This is a genomic window from Streptomyces sp. CC224B (genome assembly GCF_030010595.1).
Lineage (GTDB): Bacteria > Actinomycetota > Actinomycetes > Streptomycetales > Streptomycetaceae > Streptomyces > Streptomyces longispororuber.
In genome coordinates, this window is the sequence record NZ_JASCXL010000100.1 from 1 (window position 1) to 14,345 (window position 14,345).

Consider the following 14,345-nt stretch of genomic DNA (forward strand, 5'->3'; position numbering starts at 1 on the left):
GCGCGCGGCCACGCTCCGCGGGCACGACGCGCCGGCCCTACGGGCCGGGAGCCGCCAGGCCGCTCCGCGGCCTAACTTCCTTGCTCCGCAAGGAAGTTGATGCGGCGTCACTCCGTGACGCCGCAGGAATTAGCTACGCGAATTACCAAAAGACGCAGCTACAAGGAGGGGGCCGGGGTGAGGAATTCTCATACCTGACGGTGTGTCATATTCCTTCTCTTTTTCGGGATTCATTTCTCAGTTCCGCTTCGATTCCTACTCGGCTTACCTTTGAGTGGCGAACGAAAGTAAAACCTTCCTGCAACACATATAAAGACCTTATAGTCGCCAAGAAAAGAACGCCGCAAAGCAAACCATGACCACTCCCCCGCACCCTTTGCTCATGGGGAGACCCCGGCGGCGCAAAAGAGTCCAACACAGCTCTGCACCACCAAGGTCCCGTAGCAGGACCGCGCCACGAGGGAGCGCAGGCTCGGGCCAAGGAGCCCTAGGGCCTGTCCGACGGGTCAGGGCGGGCGACGGGTACAGCAAGTCGTCGCAGGTTCCTAGCCTGCCGCCCCGCGCGGCCCTGATCGCGGGCGGGGCTCTGCGCTCAAGAGCGGTAGCGGGTCCTCCTGGAGGGCGCTACCACTGCCCTCAGCTGGTCCCCGCCACCGTCCGTCTCAGGGGCACGCCTCGAAGCGGACGCGCCCGTCGCTGCCCTCGGGATGCTCGGCCAGCGGCACGACACCGAGGACGAAGCGGCACGGCGGGCAGAGGTAGATCACGCGCCCGCCGCACGACGCGGTGTGCTCCAGGGCGACGGCTATCGGCTCACCGGTCTCTTCGTCGCACTCGCGGCATATCCGGATCATGACTGCCTGCTGAGCGCGAGGCGCAGGGCCCGGAGGCTGCCGTGCTGGCAGCCGTGGCCGCACCGGATGACGAAGACCGGCCGCTCCCCCGGCGGGCGCGGCCCGGGGGCGTAGACCCGGACGCCGTCACCGGGGCACAGGCCGCATTCACCCAGGCGGCACTCGGGGGACAGGGGGGCCGGCGGGGCCTTCATGCCGACCGCCTCCCCGGCGCACGGGGCAGGTGCCGCTCCGCGATACCTGCGCGCAGGCGCTCGTCCTCGTCGGCGGGGCGGACGCGAGCGGGGTCGGCGTCCCACTCGCGTCCGCCGCCCGGGGGCCGCAGTTGCAGGTACCCGCCGACGCGCCCCATCACGCGGCCTATCCTGGCTCGCTCGGTGTCGACCACCAGGTCGTACATCCTGGGCTCTCTCATGGCTCAAGGCCCCCTTGCCGGGCTTCTTCCAGCTTGCGTTCCAGGGCCGCGACCTCGTCGACCAGGCGGCGGGCTCGCGCGAGTTCGTCGGCGATCCTCGCGACGACGTCCGCGCGAGCGCTGCCGAGGACGACCAGCCCCAGCGCCGGGGACGCGTGGTCCACGGTGAGGCTCGGCAGGACGATCCGGCCTGCTTTCCAGAGCGCTGTCCTCAGGGATTCAGTGGCCGTGTGCGGGTCGACGGGCTGTGGCTTCTTGCGTGTGGCCATGGCCAGAACGCTAGAGATCAGCCCTCGCCTGAAGCGAGGACAGTTACATGAAGTTTCTTGACGCAGCGAGGGAGTTACGAGAAGTTTCTGACGCGAAGCAACTACGCGTCTGTAGCGCGGACTTGATCCCAGGGATGCTGATCGCATTGCTTCCCCGACGAGAGGACGAAGTCATGCGACTGCGCTTCAACGGCACCGGCAGCGGGGGCGGCTCCTGTCCTGCCGTGCACGAGATCGTGGGCACGGGCGACGTGGTGGTGCACGGACCGCGGCTCACCGATCCCACCGCCCTTGCCCAGCTCCAGCACATCGACGACGACGAGATCCCCATCGTCGTCCCGCGCAACACGTTGATCGATTTCGGGCCGAAGGAGCGCGACACCGCGCCGCGCATCCTCGACCCGAAGGAGTTCTCCCGCATGTTCGAGAACTTCCAGCACTCCGCCTGGCACTTGGAGATGCGGACCCGCTACGCGGTCGACGAAGCCACCGACACCTACCGGCAGTTCGTGCGCGGCGAGAAGCCGGCCTGGGACATGGACTCGCCATGGGCCCGGACCATCAGCGCCAAAACCCGGGGCGGCGCGTACGTCGGCCGCGTCCGCATCGTCGACGACCCGCCGACCGAGGGGCAGCGGTACCTTCTCGCGCACGCAGAGCACAACGCCGACCTCGGCGAAGACGTACGGAACATGTGGCGCGCGGACGCCGAGCGCGTCCACCTGCCGGACGAGGACTTCTGGATCTTCGACTCGCACATCGTGGCCCTGTGCCTCTGGGGCGACAACGACGACCTGACCGGTGCCGAACTGATTTCGGAGCCCGCGCGCGTCAACCAGTACAACCGGCTCCGCGACATCGCGCTGCACTACGCCACGCCCTACCGGGAATTCGTGGCACAGATGAACGCCATGCAATAGAGAAACAGAGGTACCGGTGAGCACGGACTATCAGCAGGCACGCAGAGCGCTCGGGGTACGGCTGCGCGAACTGCGCTACTCCTCCCCCGATGGCCGGCTCACCGGTACTCAGCTCGCCGAACGGCTCGGTCCGGGCTGGAACAAGGTAAAAATCAGCAGGTTGGAAAACGGCAAGCAGACGCCGACCAGCGACGACCTCCAGGCATGGGCGCAGGGCACCGGTCAGCCGGAAACGTATGACGAACTCCTCAAGCAGTTGCGCGGCTTCGAGTGCCGTATCCGGTCCTGGCCGCGGCAGCTGTCGTCCGGCCACAGGCCCGTGCAGGACGCGGCCACCCTTGAGGATGAGCGTTCGCGCGTACTGACCATCTGGGAGAACTGCCTGGTACCCGGTCTCCTCCAGATTCCTGAATACGCCCGGCACGTCTTCATGCGGCATGCAGAGCTGATGCGGTCGCCGCGGGACACAGAAGACGCCGTGCGCGCACGCGTCGAACGCCAGGCGGGACTGTACCGGCCGGGACGGAAGTACCGGATCATGATGTGGGAAGGCGCGCTGCGCTCGCTCGTTTGTCCGCCCTCTGTCCTTGCCGCACAACTGGACCGGCTGGCGGGCGCCATCGGTCTGGACACCGTCGAACTCGGGGTCATTCCCTTCAGCGCCTCGCTGAAGGTCTGGCCGGGCAATGGCTTCTGGATCTACGACGAACGTCTTGTGATCGTCGAAGACTGGCACGCCGAGCTGTGGATCGATGACGCCGACGGTATCGCCGCTTACCTGCGCACCTGGAACACGCTGCGCGAGTCCGCCGTCTACGGCGCCGACGCCCACAACGTCATCCACGGGGCGCGGCGCGCGCTTGCCACCCGGTGACTAAGAGATGGGGCCAGGTGCGGTAGTGACCGGTAAGCGCTGGTCAGCGGGGGGCCGAGCTTGGACTGGCCAGGTTCTCCGTCACGGGCAGGCACTCGGTGAGCAGGTCGAGGATGTCGCGCCAGGCCCGTTCGGCGTGCAGCGGGTGGTGGCCGATGCCGGGGCGCACGGTGTGGTCGACCGGCGGGTGGTGGAAGGCGTGCAGGGCGCCGCCGTAGAGCACCAGGCGCCAGTCGACACCTGCGGTCTGCATTTCCGTGGCGAAGGCGTGCCTCTGTTCGGCGGACATGATGGGGTCCTCCGAGCCGACCCCGGCCCATACGGGGCAGCGGATGCGCGCCGACTCGTCCGGACGGCCCGTGGCGAGTCCGTTGACCGTTCCGATCGCGCGCAGGTCGACGCCGTCGCGTCCGAGTTCCAGCGCGATGATGCCCCCGGTGCCGTAGCCGATGGCGGCGATGCGGTCGGGGTCGGTCCGTGGTTCGGCGCGCAGCACGTCGAGTGCCGCGTGGCCGATGCCCCGCATGCGGTCGGGGTCGGCGAGCAGTGGCATGCAGCGGGCCAGCATCTCCTCGGGGTCGCCCAAGTAGCGTCCGCCGTGGAGGTCGAAGGCCAGCGCTATGTATCCGAGCTCGGCGAGGGCGTCGGCTCGGCGGCGCTCGACGTCGCTGAGCCCTGTGCCTTCTGGTCCGAGCAGCACTGCGGGGCGGTGGTCGGTGCCGGCCGGGAGGGCGAGGTGCCCGGTCATTGTCAGGCCGTCGGCCGGGTACTCGATCGTGCGCGTCGAGATGGTCATGGGACTGGACTGTAGTGATCGTCGAGCTCGGCCCGGCCGGTGTTCTGCCGTTGGCAGACCAGCATGGATGTCCCTTTGGAATGCGGCGGCGTATACCGGGCCCGGCCCCTCGGAGGGGCGTCACCGTGTCTGCCGCCGTGGGAGCAGCATGGCGTGGAAGAGTGGAGCGTTCTTCCGGTGGGGGTTGGAGGTCTCCTAGGACGTGCCAGCCGCAGGGCGGAGGGTGTGTGGGCCCTGGCGGGCCTTGTTGTCCTGGCCGTGGTCGTTCGCGGGTTGGCTTGAATGGCTCAACTGGTCGTATGGGTACGGGCGTTCGGGGCATCCGGGTTTTAGGCCGGTCGTCGGACCGGATCTTGGAGCGACCGATCCGAAGGAGCGGGAGATGACTACGCAGTACGGCAACCAGCCGGTCGGGCAGCGCCGTGCCCCGGCCAGGAGCGGTGCCAGCGAGAACGTTCTGAGCATCATCGCGATCGTCCTGGGTGCGATCGGTCTGCTCTTCCTGCCGATCGTCTTCGGGCTGGGCGGGCTGATCCTGGCTCTCATCGCCAAGTTCGCTCGGCATGAGCGGCTCTCCACCATCGCCCTGATCGTCGGCGCCGTCGGGTTGATCGGCGGAATGGTTCTCGGCGCGATCGTCGCCAGTTAGCAGGGCCTGCCTGGCATGGTGGGGTTTCTTTCGGCGGCCTGGATCCCGCGCTTCGCGCGGTGGGTTTCAGGCCGCCGAAGCAGGTCCCTGTTCCGGCCGGGTCGTTCTTTGTGGTCCGGCTGTTCAGGCGGCGAATCCTACTGAGCTGACGTACTCGTATTTTCCCCATTGTGAGCCCAGGTTGACCATTTGGTCGATCCAGGCGTTGTCGAGCGCGTGGGTGTCTCCTCGGGTCCAGGCGTCGATGATGGCGTCCCAGTTGCGGATGTTCAGTCTTCGGTATTCGAGGACGCGTTGGTGGGGAATGGGGACGCGGCTTTGGTCGAGAGGGTGGATCTCCACCCGTGTTCCGCCGTTCGCGTTGAGGCGTTTGAGGAGGTAGCGGGCGACGTTGCGGCGGCGCAGTGTGCGGTAGGCGGTGTCGATCTTTGCCAGGTTGGCTTTGTTGGGGCGTTGTCTGCCGGTGAGCCAGGCTTTGAGGGTGCGGGGGGTGACGGTGATGCCGGCTTGGCGCATGGCGTCGTGGCCGGCGGTTGAGCGGGTGAGGTAGCGCAGCCGGGCGGTGAGGCCGCGGCGTGTGGTGAGGGGGGAGGCGATGCCTCCGGCGAGGGAGTCGAGTACGTGTGCCGCGGCCTGGCTGCCGCGCTCGCCGCTGGCGCCGTAGCGTCCGAAGTCGTGTGTCCTGTCCGGCATGCGGGGTGTTTACCGTTCGCCCGTGGGGAGGGTGTAGATGTCTTTCACTTTCACTTGGGACACGCCGCGTCCTTCGGTGAAGACGTGCTTCCAGTCGCCGGCGACGTGGAGTTCGTCCGTTCCCATGACGCGCATGACGGGCAGTCCCGCAGTGTGTGCTCTGTGGGCTTTCAGCCATAGGTTGACGAATGCCTGTGAGCGGATGATGTGCATCCAGTCCGGGCGGTAGATCGCCCGGTTGAAGTTGGATTCTCCCATGGTGGACACGAACTTAGAATACATGGATTTCACGTATTCCAGGGTGACTTCGTCGTTTTCGGTGATGGCTTCCTCCCGGGCGTCGCGCAGGATCTGCCGGAATTTCTCGAAGAGTTGTTCCGTCGCTCCGGAGGTCCATGATTCGTGGATGACCGGCGGATCGCACAGCGGACCGTAGGGCCCGGTGGCGAGGCGTTGCAGGAGGCGCAGGACGGGTTCGGTGACCCAGACAGGGCCTGGTTCCTCCCGGGCGCCCATCGGGTTGGGGAGGTGGGCGTGGTGGTCCCATGGCGGCGGGGTGATGAGGTGGATGCCGGCGCGGCGGCGGGAGTGGACGTTTCCGGTGGAGTGTTCCAGGGCGCCGAGGGGGAGGTGGGTCTTGAGGGCGGACAGGTAGGCGCCGTTGATGTCGAGGGCGGTCACCTCCATCCCGCCGGACGGTGCGTCGGGGCGTGTCCAGTGGGGGCGGGCCTCCCATACGTCGTCCGCGCCGTGGGCGGACTTCTTGCGCAGGATGTCGGGCAGCGGCGGGTGGCCGACGAGGTCGTAGCGGGCGCCGATGCGGCAGGCGTCGAGCAGGGCCATGGCGTCGGGGATGGCCCGGCGCTGCAGTTCCGCGGTGGCCGCGGTCAGGTCGCCGCCCGCGGTGGCGAGGGCTTCGTGGACGGCCTGCGGGATCAGGTCCGTGATGCGGCTCCCGGTGTGGGGGGCGCGGCGGCGTGCGGGTGCCGGTGTGGGGGCGGGTTGTGTGGTGGGGGGCGGGGAGGTGGGGTGAGGGGCCGCGGGGGTTGGGGGTGTGGCGGGGGGCGTTGCGGGGGCTGGGGGTGCTGGAGGGGGTGTGGGGGCGCAGTCGGCCGGGTCGAGGTGTTGGGGGTAGCCCTCCACGTGGTGGGTGGCGGGCGCTGCGCACAGGACGCACGGGGCGGGTGCGGGCAGGCGGTCCGGGTCGCTGTGGGGTGGCTGTTCGGCGGTGGTTGAGGGGGTGGTCGGGGGGGTGCGGGGCGGGGGTGCGGCGTGGTCGAGTTTGGTTTTGAGGCCGTGAAGGAGGCGCCGGTATTTGGCGCGTGCCTCGCCGGTGGGGTCCCAGCGGCCGGCTTCCCAGGCGCTGACGGTTTCCCGGCTGACGCCTACGGCCTGGGCGACTTGGGCCTGGCTGAGTCTGGCCGTGCGGCGCAGTTCTCTGCGTTCGGCGGGTGCGGGCAGTTCGTCGTCGGTGTTCACGGAGGCCAGCAGGGCGTCTACCGCGTCGAAGTCCACGGCCTTCTCCTTCCTCTTCGCATCCACTCCACATGCCACTTCACATGTCACTTCACGCTTCACTTCACATTTTACTTGGCGGGCGCTTCACGGGATTGCCTTCGCAGGGGCGCCGTGCCGGTGGACCGGAGCGGAGCCGCAGGCTGCCCTGCCCGCCGGCCCGGGTGCGCTGTGTTGTCGTTCCGGGTTGTCGTTCCGACGGGGCGGGGTTCGGGTGGAACGGTTTTGCCCGGTGGGGTCTCTGACTGTCTGTACGGCTGTATCCGCTGGTGAGGAGTTGTTCTGCATGGTGCGTCGTTTTCGTGTGCTGCTGCTGACCGCCTTGGCGTTGGCCATGGCGTCGGTGGTGTCGTCCGCCCCGGCCTTCGCCGTCATCGGCGGGTCGAAGAGCACCTATGGTCCGTGGGCGGTGCGCATGCTGGTGGACGGCAAGCCGGCGTGTACGGGGACGGCGGTGGCCCGTCAGTGGATCCTGACCGCCTCGCACTGCTTCTACGAGCAGGCGCAGCCGGTCGCCGACAAGCGGATCTCCTTCCGGGTGGGCCATCTCGACATGCGCAAGGGCACCACGGTGCGGCCCATACCGCGCAAGCGGGTGGGCAGTGCGCGCGCCGACATGATGCTGGTGAAGGTCGCGCCGATGAACGTGCCCACGGCGCGCCTGTCCACCGTCGGTGTGCGCCGCGGCCAGCTCGTGCGGCAGTACGGCTGGGGTGCCACGTGCACCACGGACGAGAGCGCCTGCCAGTCCAACGTGCTCAAGCAGTCGAAGCTGAAGGTCGTGCGGGCCAGTGATCCGCTGTGCGCGGGCCACACCGCGCCGGGCGGCCCTGACTTCTGCATGAAGAAGGTGTCGGGGATTCCCGCCGGGGGCGACTCCGGGGGCCCGGTGATGACCATCGGCCCGCGCGGTACCGAAACCCTCGTCGGCGTCTTCAACGGCTCGGACCGGGAGAAGAGCGCGGAGGCCGGGGAGGTTTCCCAGCAGCTCGCCTGGATTCGCTCGGTCATCCGGCGGTAGCGGCGCGGGCGGCCGCGCCGGGGGTGGAGGCCGCGGGGCGGTGGCCGTTGTCGTCCCGCGGGGAGCTGGAGCCCGGGCCGCTGCTCGGTGTCGAGCCCGAGGCCGTCTGTCCCTGTATCGCCCTGCTGGCCCTGCGCACCGCCCCCGGCCCCGGCCCCGGTTCCGGTTCCGGTCCGGCGCCCGGGTGACGTTCCCGGGGGCCGGACCAGCGGTTCGTACCGTGTGCGTGCCGCGCACGGCATGCGCTCCGTGCCTGGCCGCCTGGTGCGTTGTGGGGGACGGCGCAGGCACGGTGGTGCGCGGGCAGCCGGCGCCGGGTGCGCGGGCACCACCGGCCCGCGTGCCCCGCGCCACAGACGCGCAGGGCGCTGCCCGCCGGCTGTGAGCGGGCCGGGCGGGCAGCGGACCTCCCCGCGCGGGCGCCGTTGCACGACACCGGCAGGCCGCCCGTGCTTTTCCTCGCGGGCCGCGACCCGCGGGGTGGGTGAACGTTCGACCAGCCGGTGGCAGGGAATCTAGGGCCGGGTCACGGGCGCGCCTATCCGGAAGGCCTCACTTACGGATACGCAATTAACCCCGGTGGCTTCCCGCATGGTCTAGTCCTGACCTGCGGTTTCGGTGCCGCCGCTGCTGTCGGTGAGGGCGGTGGGGCCGGTGAGGGTGGCGGCGGCGGCCAGTTCCTGGCGGCTGGCGGTGCCCAGTTTGCGCATCGCCCTCGCCACGTGCTGTTCGACCGTGCGCGGCGACAGGTGCAAAGTGGTGGCGATCTCACGGTTGGTCAGCCCGTTGCCGGCCAGCTCGGCCACCTCGCGCTCGCGGGGTGAGAGCTGGTCACGGTAGGAGGGGCGTCCGGGCCGGCGCCGCTCGGGCCGGTGGGTACGCGACAGGGCGCGCACCCGGGCGGCGTCCCACACCGCGCCCAGGTCGCTGAACTGCCCGGCGGCGAAGGACAGTTCGGCCAGCCCCTGCTCCCGGCTCACGCCCTGTCCGGCGTGCCCGGCGTGTGCGCCGCCGCGGGGGCCGTCGTCGCGGGTGTCGTCGTGCGTACTGTCGTGCGCGTCGACGTGGGGGGTGTCGTGCGCGTCGTCGTGGGTGGTGTCGTACGGGGTGTCGTCGTGGGTGGTGTCGTCGCCGGGGGCCTGGGTCGCTGCCAGGGCGCAGCGGCCGGCGCCTTCGGCGACCAGGGCGCGTGCGTAGGGGCGGGGCAGGGCGGCGTAGGCGTGGCCGGCGCGCCGGTAGAGGGTCATGGCTGCGGCGGGGTCGCCGGTGGTCTCCGCCAGTGCGGCTCTGGCCCAGGTCAGGGCGGCTTCGGCGGAGGGGGCCTGCAGGCCTTGCAGGCCGCGGGCGTAGGTGTCGACCAGGGTGCGGGCCGCGGTGCTGTCGCCGGCGCGGGCGAGGGCTTCCACTGCCCAGGGTGCCAGTTCCGCGGCCCAGACGAAGACGCCTTTGGCGGTGACGGCGGCCCAGGCGGTGCGGGCGTGTGCGGCGGCCCGGGGAAGGTCCTGGCGGGCCAGGGCCAGGCGGATGAGGGCGCCGGCCAGGGTGGCGCCCAGGGGGGCGGCGGCGTGCTCGGCGTGGGGGGCGTCCTTGCCCGAGAGCCAGGAGGCGGCCGGGCCCCAGCCGCCGCGGGCGAGGTGGAGCAGGCCGAGGACGGTGCGGGCGTCGGCGGAGATGACGGGCATGTCGGCGGTCTCGCGGACGAACTCCTCGCAGCGTTCGCCGAGTCCTTCCCACTGGCCGGTGGCCCACTGCAGCAGCAGGCGGGTGCCCAGTGCCGTCCGCTCGGTGTAGGGGGCGCCGCTGCGGGCGGACAGTTCCAGGCCTTTGGCGAGCAGTTCGCGGGTGCGGTCGTAAAAGCCCAGCCACATCGAGGAGTCGGCGGCGTTGCACAGGCCGCGGGCCACGTGGCGGCGGCAGCGCGGGTCGGGGCTGTCGACGGGCAGGGCCTCGATGAGCCGCCAGCCTTCGGGGTTGCCGTAGCTGAGGGCCAGGCCCGCCCGGTTGGCGGCCACCGCTGTCTGGACGACCTCGTCGCCGCTGTCGGCGCTGGCTTCCTCGGCGGCGCGCATCCAGGCCAGGTGGGTCTGCAGGGAGTTGCCCGGCCAGTAGGGCATGGCCAGTGCCGACATGGCGCGGGCGGCGAGTTCGGGGCGCTGCTCGCGCAGTTCCTGGGCGGAGCGTTCCAGTTCCGCCCAGCCTTTGGGGCCCATGCCGACCTGGTTGCACAGCAGCAGGCCCAGGTCCAGGCGGACCTGGCCGCGTACGGCGGGGGGCAGTTCGTCGTCGCGCACGATCTGGGTGAGGACCTCCACCGTCTGGTCCGAGCGCAGGGCCAGGACGGCGCTGGCGGCCAGGATGGGGGCCAGGCGGGCGCGGGCGTGCCGCGGGACCAGGGGTGAGGCGAGGGTGTTCTCCAGCAGGGTGATGGCCTGCTGGTGGCGGCCTTCGGCGGCGGCCTGGCCGGCGGCGCGTTCCACCGCCCGCAGCCAGGCCCGTACCTGGCCCGCGGCGTGGTGGTGGCGGGCCAGGGCCGCCCAGGGCACGGGGTGTCTGCGCTGGAGGAGGGCGGCCGCCCGGGCGTGGAGGTCCTGGCGCAGTGGTGCGGGCATCGCCTCCAGTACGGCGGGGGCGGCCAGCGGGACGGGCAGGGTGTAGCGGTGTTCGGCTTCTTCCACGACGGCGGCGCGGGCGAGGGCGGCGGTCAGGGGTTGGGTGTGGCCGGGTGGGAGTCCGGCCACGGTCAGCAGGTCCGCGCCGGGGGCCGGTTCGTCCAGGACGGCGGCGGCCCACACCACGCGCCGGGCGGGTTCGGGCAGGGTGTGGGTGCGGTGCAGCATCAGTTCCGCCAGCCGTACCGGTACGCCGGCGGCGTCGACGTCGGCGGCGGTGCAGCGGCCTTGGGTGCGTTCGCGCAGCACGGCCAGCAGGTCGGTCACCACCTGGGCGACGCCGCCGGAGCGTTCGTGCAGGCGGGCCACGGCCTGGGGGGTGCATCGGGTGCCCAGGGCCTCGCCGGCGGCCCGGGCCACCTGTGCGGCGGACCAGGGCCGCAGTGGGTGGCGCAGCACCATCAGGTCGTCGGGGTAGCGGGGCGGGGGTGTGCCGAGGGGCAGGCCGGCGTGGGGCAGGTCTTCAGGGCGGTAGGTCAGGACGAGGGCTGTGTGGGGGCGGGCGTGTTCGACCAGGTGCCGTATGCGGGCCAGGGTGTCCGGGGCGGCCGCGTGGACGTCGTCCACCAGGATCAGTGCGGGCGGGGCGGGTTCGGTGGCGGTTCCGGGGCCGGTGGCGGGGGCGAGGCCGGTTCCGGGACCGGGGGCGGTGGCGGGGGCTAGGCCGGTTCCGGGGCCGGTGGCGGTTCCGGCATCGGGGCTGGCGGCGAGGCCGGGGCTGGTGGCGGTGGAGGCGGCCGTCGGAGTGAAGGGCGGGGTGGAGGCGGGGGTGGCGGAGCCGGTGCCTGTGGCGGTCTCGGTGGCGGTGGCGGCGTCCGGGCCGGACGGGGCGGCGGCGGGAGGCGGCGGGGGGCTGCCGCAGCGCCAGGACAGTGCCGCGCCGGCGGCCTCGGGCAGCTCGGCCAGGCGCCGCAGCAGGCGGCTCTTGCCGGTGCCCGCGGCACCGGCGACCCAGACCAGCACGGACCCGGGGGCCTGTCCGGCCAGGGTGCGCCGTATCCGGCCTATCCAGAATTCCTCACCCTGTGTGACCACATTGCTCCCCAGCGCTGCCCACCAGGCGTTGCGGGTTTCTTTGCGTATCCGTATTCCGCCCGGCACTGATTGTTTTCCGCCGTCGAGGCTTGACAGCGTGCAAGGCGCCAGTATGCGACGTCGCGGGCCAAGCAGCGGGAGGACCGCATGATCACCGCCCAGCACCAGCACCGGCCCCTTACGGGCCCCGGTGCCCGGCCGGACGCCTCCCCGGCCCCGGCGGACTCCCCCGGCCCGGCCGCCGCGGCCGCTGTCCGTACTGTTCCCGCTGTGGCCGCCGCCGCGGAAGAGGCGGTGACCACCTGGCCGGCCACCGCGGCCGCCGCCCCGGCGCTGCGCCGCTTCGCGACGGCGTCCGCGCGCACCTGGCGGCTGGAGGCCGCCGCGTGCGAGGTGCTGGCGCTCGTCGTCACGGAGCTGGTCACGAACGTCATCCTGCACAGCGGCAGCCCCCGTGTCACCCTGCGGCTGCGGCTGCTGCCCGGCCTGCTGCGCGTGGAGGTCCACGACACCGGGTGCTGGCACCGCCGCGTGACGCGCCGCCCGGCCCGGCACACCACCGGCCCCGACAGCGGCACCCCCGACAGCGACGCCGTGGACAGTGCCCTGGACGACGTCGCGGACGGCATCGTGGACGGCGTCGTGTACGCCGAGTCCGGCCGCGGCCTGGCCCTGGTGCGGGCCTGTGCCGCCTACACCACCGTGCGCCCCTCCCGTAAGGGCACCACCGTCCTGGCCGAACTGGCCCTGGCCTGAGCCCCTGTGGGGCCGCGCGGCCGTACAGCGGTCGCGCGCGGCACCCCGTACGGCGGCCACACGGGGCTCGTACGGGGCCGGTTCGGAACCCGCACGGGGCCGGTCCGGGCTGCGGCCCGGGCGGGCGGGTCCTAGCCGTGGCGGGCGATCAGGGCGGCCACTTCGTCGCGTACGACGCCGAGCCCGAAGACGCACGGCGGCCGGGCGGTTACGGGCGCCGGGGCGCCCGTGCGGCGCTCACCGGGGCGTAGCGGCGGTGGTCGTGGGCAGGTAGCGCGGGGTCCGCCACGCCCTGAGGCGGTCCTCCACCGCCGCCCCCAGGGCCAGCAGTCCGGCGTCCTGGCGGTCACCGGCCATCAGCAGCACCCCCACGGGCAGTTCGCCCGCCCGTCCCGCGGGCACCGACAGCGAGGGGTACCCGGCGACCGCTGCCGGAGTGGAGGAAGGGATCACGTCGTTGTCGCCCCGGGCACAGTCGGTGGTCCAGGCCGGCGGGTTCGTCGGCGCGGCGATCGCGTGCAGGCGGTGGGCGGCCATCGTCTCGTCGATCGAGCGCCGCGAGAGGTCCTTGAGCTCCGCGCGCATCGCCCGGTAGGCCGGGTCGGTGGTGGGCGGCGCGGCCAGGGCCTGTTCGAACAGCTCCTGTCCCGCGAAACAGGTCCGCTCCTCAGGGTGGGCGCGGTTGAAGGCGATCAGCCCGGCCAGGTCGCGGGGGCCCTGGCGGGTGCGCAGGTAGGCGTTGATGTCCCGGCGGAACTCACTGAGCAGCGCGGGGAATTCCAGCTCGGCCAGGCGCCCCTGGTAAGGGGGTGTGACCTCCACGACCACGGCTCCGGCCGCGCGCAGCTTGCGCGCGGTGCGGGTCATGACCGCGTCCACCTGGGGTCCCAGGGCGGGCAGGCGCCACAGGCCGATCCGCTTGCCGCGCAGACCGGCGGGGCGCACTCCGTCGCCGTGCGGGGTCTTGCGGCCGCTCAGGACGGCCAGGGTGAGGGCGGTGTCCACGACGTTGCGGGCCATGGGGCCCGCTGTGTCCTGCTCGGCGGAGATCGGTACCACGCCTGCCTGGCTGACCAGGCCGAGGGTGGGCTTGTGGCCGACGACGCCGTTCATCCCGGCCGGGCACACGATCGAGCCGTCCGTCTCGGTGCCGATGGCCACCTGCGCCAGCGAGGCGGCCAGTGCCGCGGCGGAACCGGAGGAGGAGCCGCACGGGTTGCGGTCCAGGACGTAGGGGTTGCGGGTCTGCCCGCCCACCGCCGACCATCCCGAGGTGGGCTTGGCGGCACGGAAGTTGGCCCACTCCGACAGGTTGGTCTTGCCCAGGATCACCGCTCCCGCCCGGCGCAGCCGGCTCACCAGTGCGGCGTCGGTGGCGGGCGGCTTTCCCGCGAGTGCCAGCGAGCCGGCCGTGGTGGGCATGTCGCGGGTGTCGATGTTGTCCTTGAGCAGGACGGGGATGCCGTCCAGGGGTCCTCGCGCCGTGCCCTGGCGGTGTCTGGCGTCGCTGGCCGCGGCCTGGCGCAGGGCCGTCGCGCTGGTGTGCACCACCGCGTGGATGGTGGGATCGAGGGTCTTGATCCGCCGCAGGTACGCGCGGGTCAGTGCCGAGGAGGTCAGCGAGCCTTCGGCCATGCGCGCCTGTAACTGAGGGATGGTGACGGTGTCGAGGTCGATTCCCGCGGCCGGGGGCGCGCCGGCCGGGGGTGGGGAACTGCTGCCGGCGGCGCCGTGGTCGGCGGCCCGCGCGCCGGTGTCCGGTACGGCGGTCAGAAGGGACCCCGCGACGAGGGCGGCGGTCACTGCGGCGGTACTCCTGTGGCCCATGGGAGTCAGCGCACTACACGCGCGGCCCCGGGCGCAAGAGCGCGGAGCCCTT

Annotated in this window: 13 protein-coding genes and 1 pseudogene; 5 read left to right on the plus strand and 9 right to left on the minus strand. The window is 71.7% G+C overall.

The genetic code is table 11. The features are described 5' to 3' along the window. Window positions 1–662: 662 nt before the first annotated feature. The 4 genes and pseudogenes from QK440_RS31355 to QK440_RS31370 form a co-directional block, all read right to left on the minus strand. Window positions 663–854, minus strand: a complete 192-nt coding sequence (locus QK440_RS31355) for a hypothetical protein (protein WP_282796623.1) — start codon at window positions 852–854, stop codon at window positions 663–665. Next, window positions 851–1,048 (minus strand): hypothetical protein, encoded by a 198-nt coding sequence (locus QK440_RS31360; protein WP_282796624.1) that lies wholly within the window; start codon window positions 1,046–1,048, stop codon window positions 851–853. The genes QK440_RS31355 and QK440_RS31360 overlap by 4 nt, the downstream gene beginning before the upstream one ends. Then, on the minus strand, window positions 1,045–1,269 hold the full coding sequence (locus tag QK440_RS31365; protein WP_282796625.1) for a hypothetical protein: 225 nt from the start codon (window positions 1,267–1,269) through the stop codon (window positions 1,045–1,047). Before QK440_RS31365 ends, QK440_RS31360 begins: the two co-directional genes overlap by 4 nt. A gap of 80 nt (window positions 1,270–1,349) precedes the next feature. Then, a pseudogene (locus tag QK440_RS31370) lies at window positions 1,350–1,538 on the minus strand (hypothetical protein); the annotation flags it as partial. 173 nt (window positions 1,539–1,711) lie between these two features. Here QK440_RS31370 and QK440_RS31375 point away from each other — a divergent pair. Next, complete coding sequence (locus QK440_RS31375) at window positions 1,712–2,458, plus strand: DUF6879 family protein (protein ID WP_282796626.1); 747 nt, start codon at window positions 1,712–1,714, stop codon at window positions 2,456–2,458. Window positions 2,459–2,474: 16 nt separating this feature from the next. Then, complete coding sequence (locus QK440_RS31380) at window positions 2,475–3,332, plus strand: helix-turn-helix transcriptional regulator (RefSeq protein ID WP_282796627.1); 858 nt, start codon at window positions 2,475–2,477, stop codon at window positions 3,330–3,332. Window positions 3,333–3,375: 43 nt separating this feature from the next. Here the strand turns inward: QK440_RS31380 and QK440_RS31385 are convergent, their stop codons facing one another. After that, entirely contained in the window at window positions 3,376–4,128 is a 753-nt protein-coding gene (locus tag QK440_RS31385) for a dienelactone hydrolase family protein (protein ID WP_282796628.1), read from the minus strand. A 382-nt stretch (window positions 4,129–4,510) separates the two neighbouring features. Between QK440_RS31385 and QK440_RS31390 the strand changes: the two genes are divergently transcribed. After that, window positions 4,511–4,777: a hypothetical protein gene (locus QK440_RS31390; RefSeq protein ID WP_282796629.1), complete on the plus strand. Its 267-nt coding sequence runs from the start codon at window positions 4,511–4,513 to the stop codon at window positions 4,775–4,777. Window positions 4,778–4,900: 123 nt separating this feature from the next. On the opposite strand, the gene QK440_RS31395 is transcribed toward QK440_RS31390, so the two are convergent. Together QK440_RS31395 and QK440_RS31400 are read right to left on the minus strand one after the other, a co-directional pair. After that, window positions 4,901–5,470, minus strand: coding sequence for a transcriptional regulator (locus tag QK440_RS31395; protein WP_282796630.1), 570 nt, complete (start codon window positions 5,468–5,470; stop codon window positions 4,901–4,903). A gap of 9 nt (window positions 5,471–5,479) precedes the next feature. Continuing rightward, window positions 5,480–6,985 (minus strand): helix-turn-helix transcriptional regulator, encoded by a 1,506-nt coding sequence (locus tag QK440_RS31400; RefSeq protein WP_282796631.1) that lies wholly within the window; start codon window positions 6,983–6,985, stop codon window positions 5,480–5,482. Window positions 6,986–7,271: 286 nt separating this feature from the next. Between QK440_RS31400 and QK440_RS31405 the strand changes: the two genes are divergently transcribed. After that, the gene (locus QK440_RS31405) at window positions 7,272–8,006 is read left to right on the plus strand and encodes a trypsin-like serine protease (RefSeq protein WP_282796632.1); all 735 of its coding nucleotides are present in this window, start codon (window positions 7,272–7,274) and stop codon (window positions 8,004–8,006) included. Window positions 8,007–8,602: 596 nt separating this feature from the next. Here the strand turns inward: QK440_RS31405 and QK440_RS31410 are convergent. Next, window positions 8,603–11,710: a LuxR C-terminal-related transcriptional regulator gene (locus QK440_RS31410; RefSeq protein WP_282796633.1), complete on the minus strand. Its 3,108-nt coding sequence runs from the start codon at window positions 11,708–11,710 to the stop codon at window positions 8,603–8,605. 147 nt (window positions 11,711–11,857) lie between these two features. On the opposite strand from QK440_RS31410, the gene QK440_RS31415 reads away from it, so the two are divergent. Continuing rightward, window positions 11,858–12,466, plus strand: a complete 609-nt coding sequence (locus QK440_RS31415; protein ID WP_282796634.1) for an ATP-binding protein — start codon at window positions 11,858–11,860, stop codon at window positions 12,464–12,466. 237 nt (window positions 12,467–12,703) lie between these two features. Here QK440_RS31415 and QK440_RS31420 read toward each other — a convergent pair whose 3' ends face one another. Beyond that, the gene (locus tag QK440_RS31420) at window positions 12,704–14,293 is read right to left on the minus strand and encodes an amidase (RefSeq protein WP_282796635.1); all 1,590 of its coding nucleotides are present in this window, start codon (window positions 14,291–14,293) and stop codon (window positions 12,704–12,706) included. Between the last annotated feature and the right edge of the window lie 52 nt (window positions 14,294–14,345).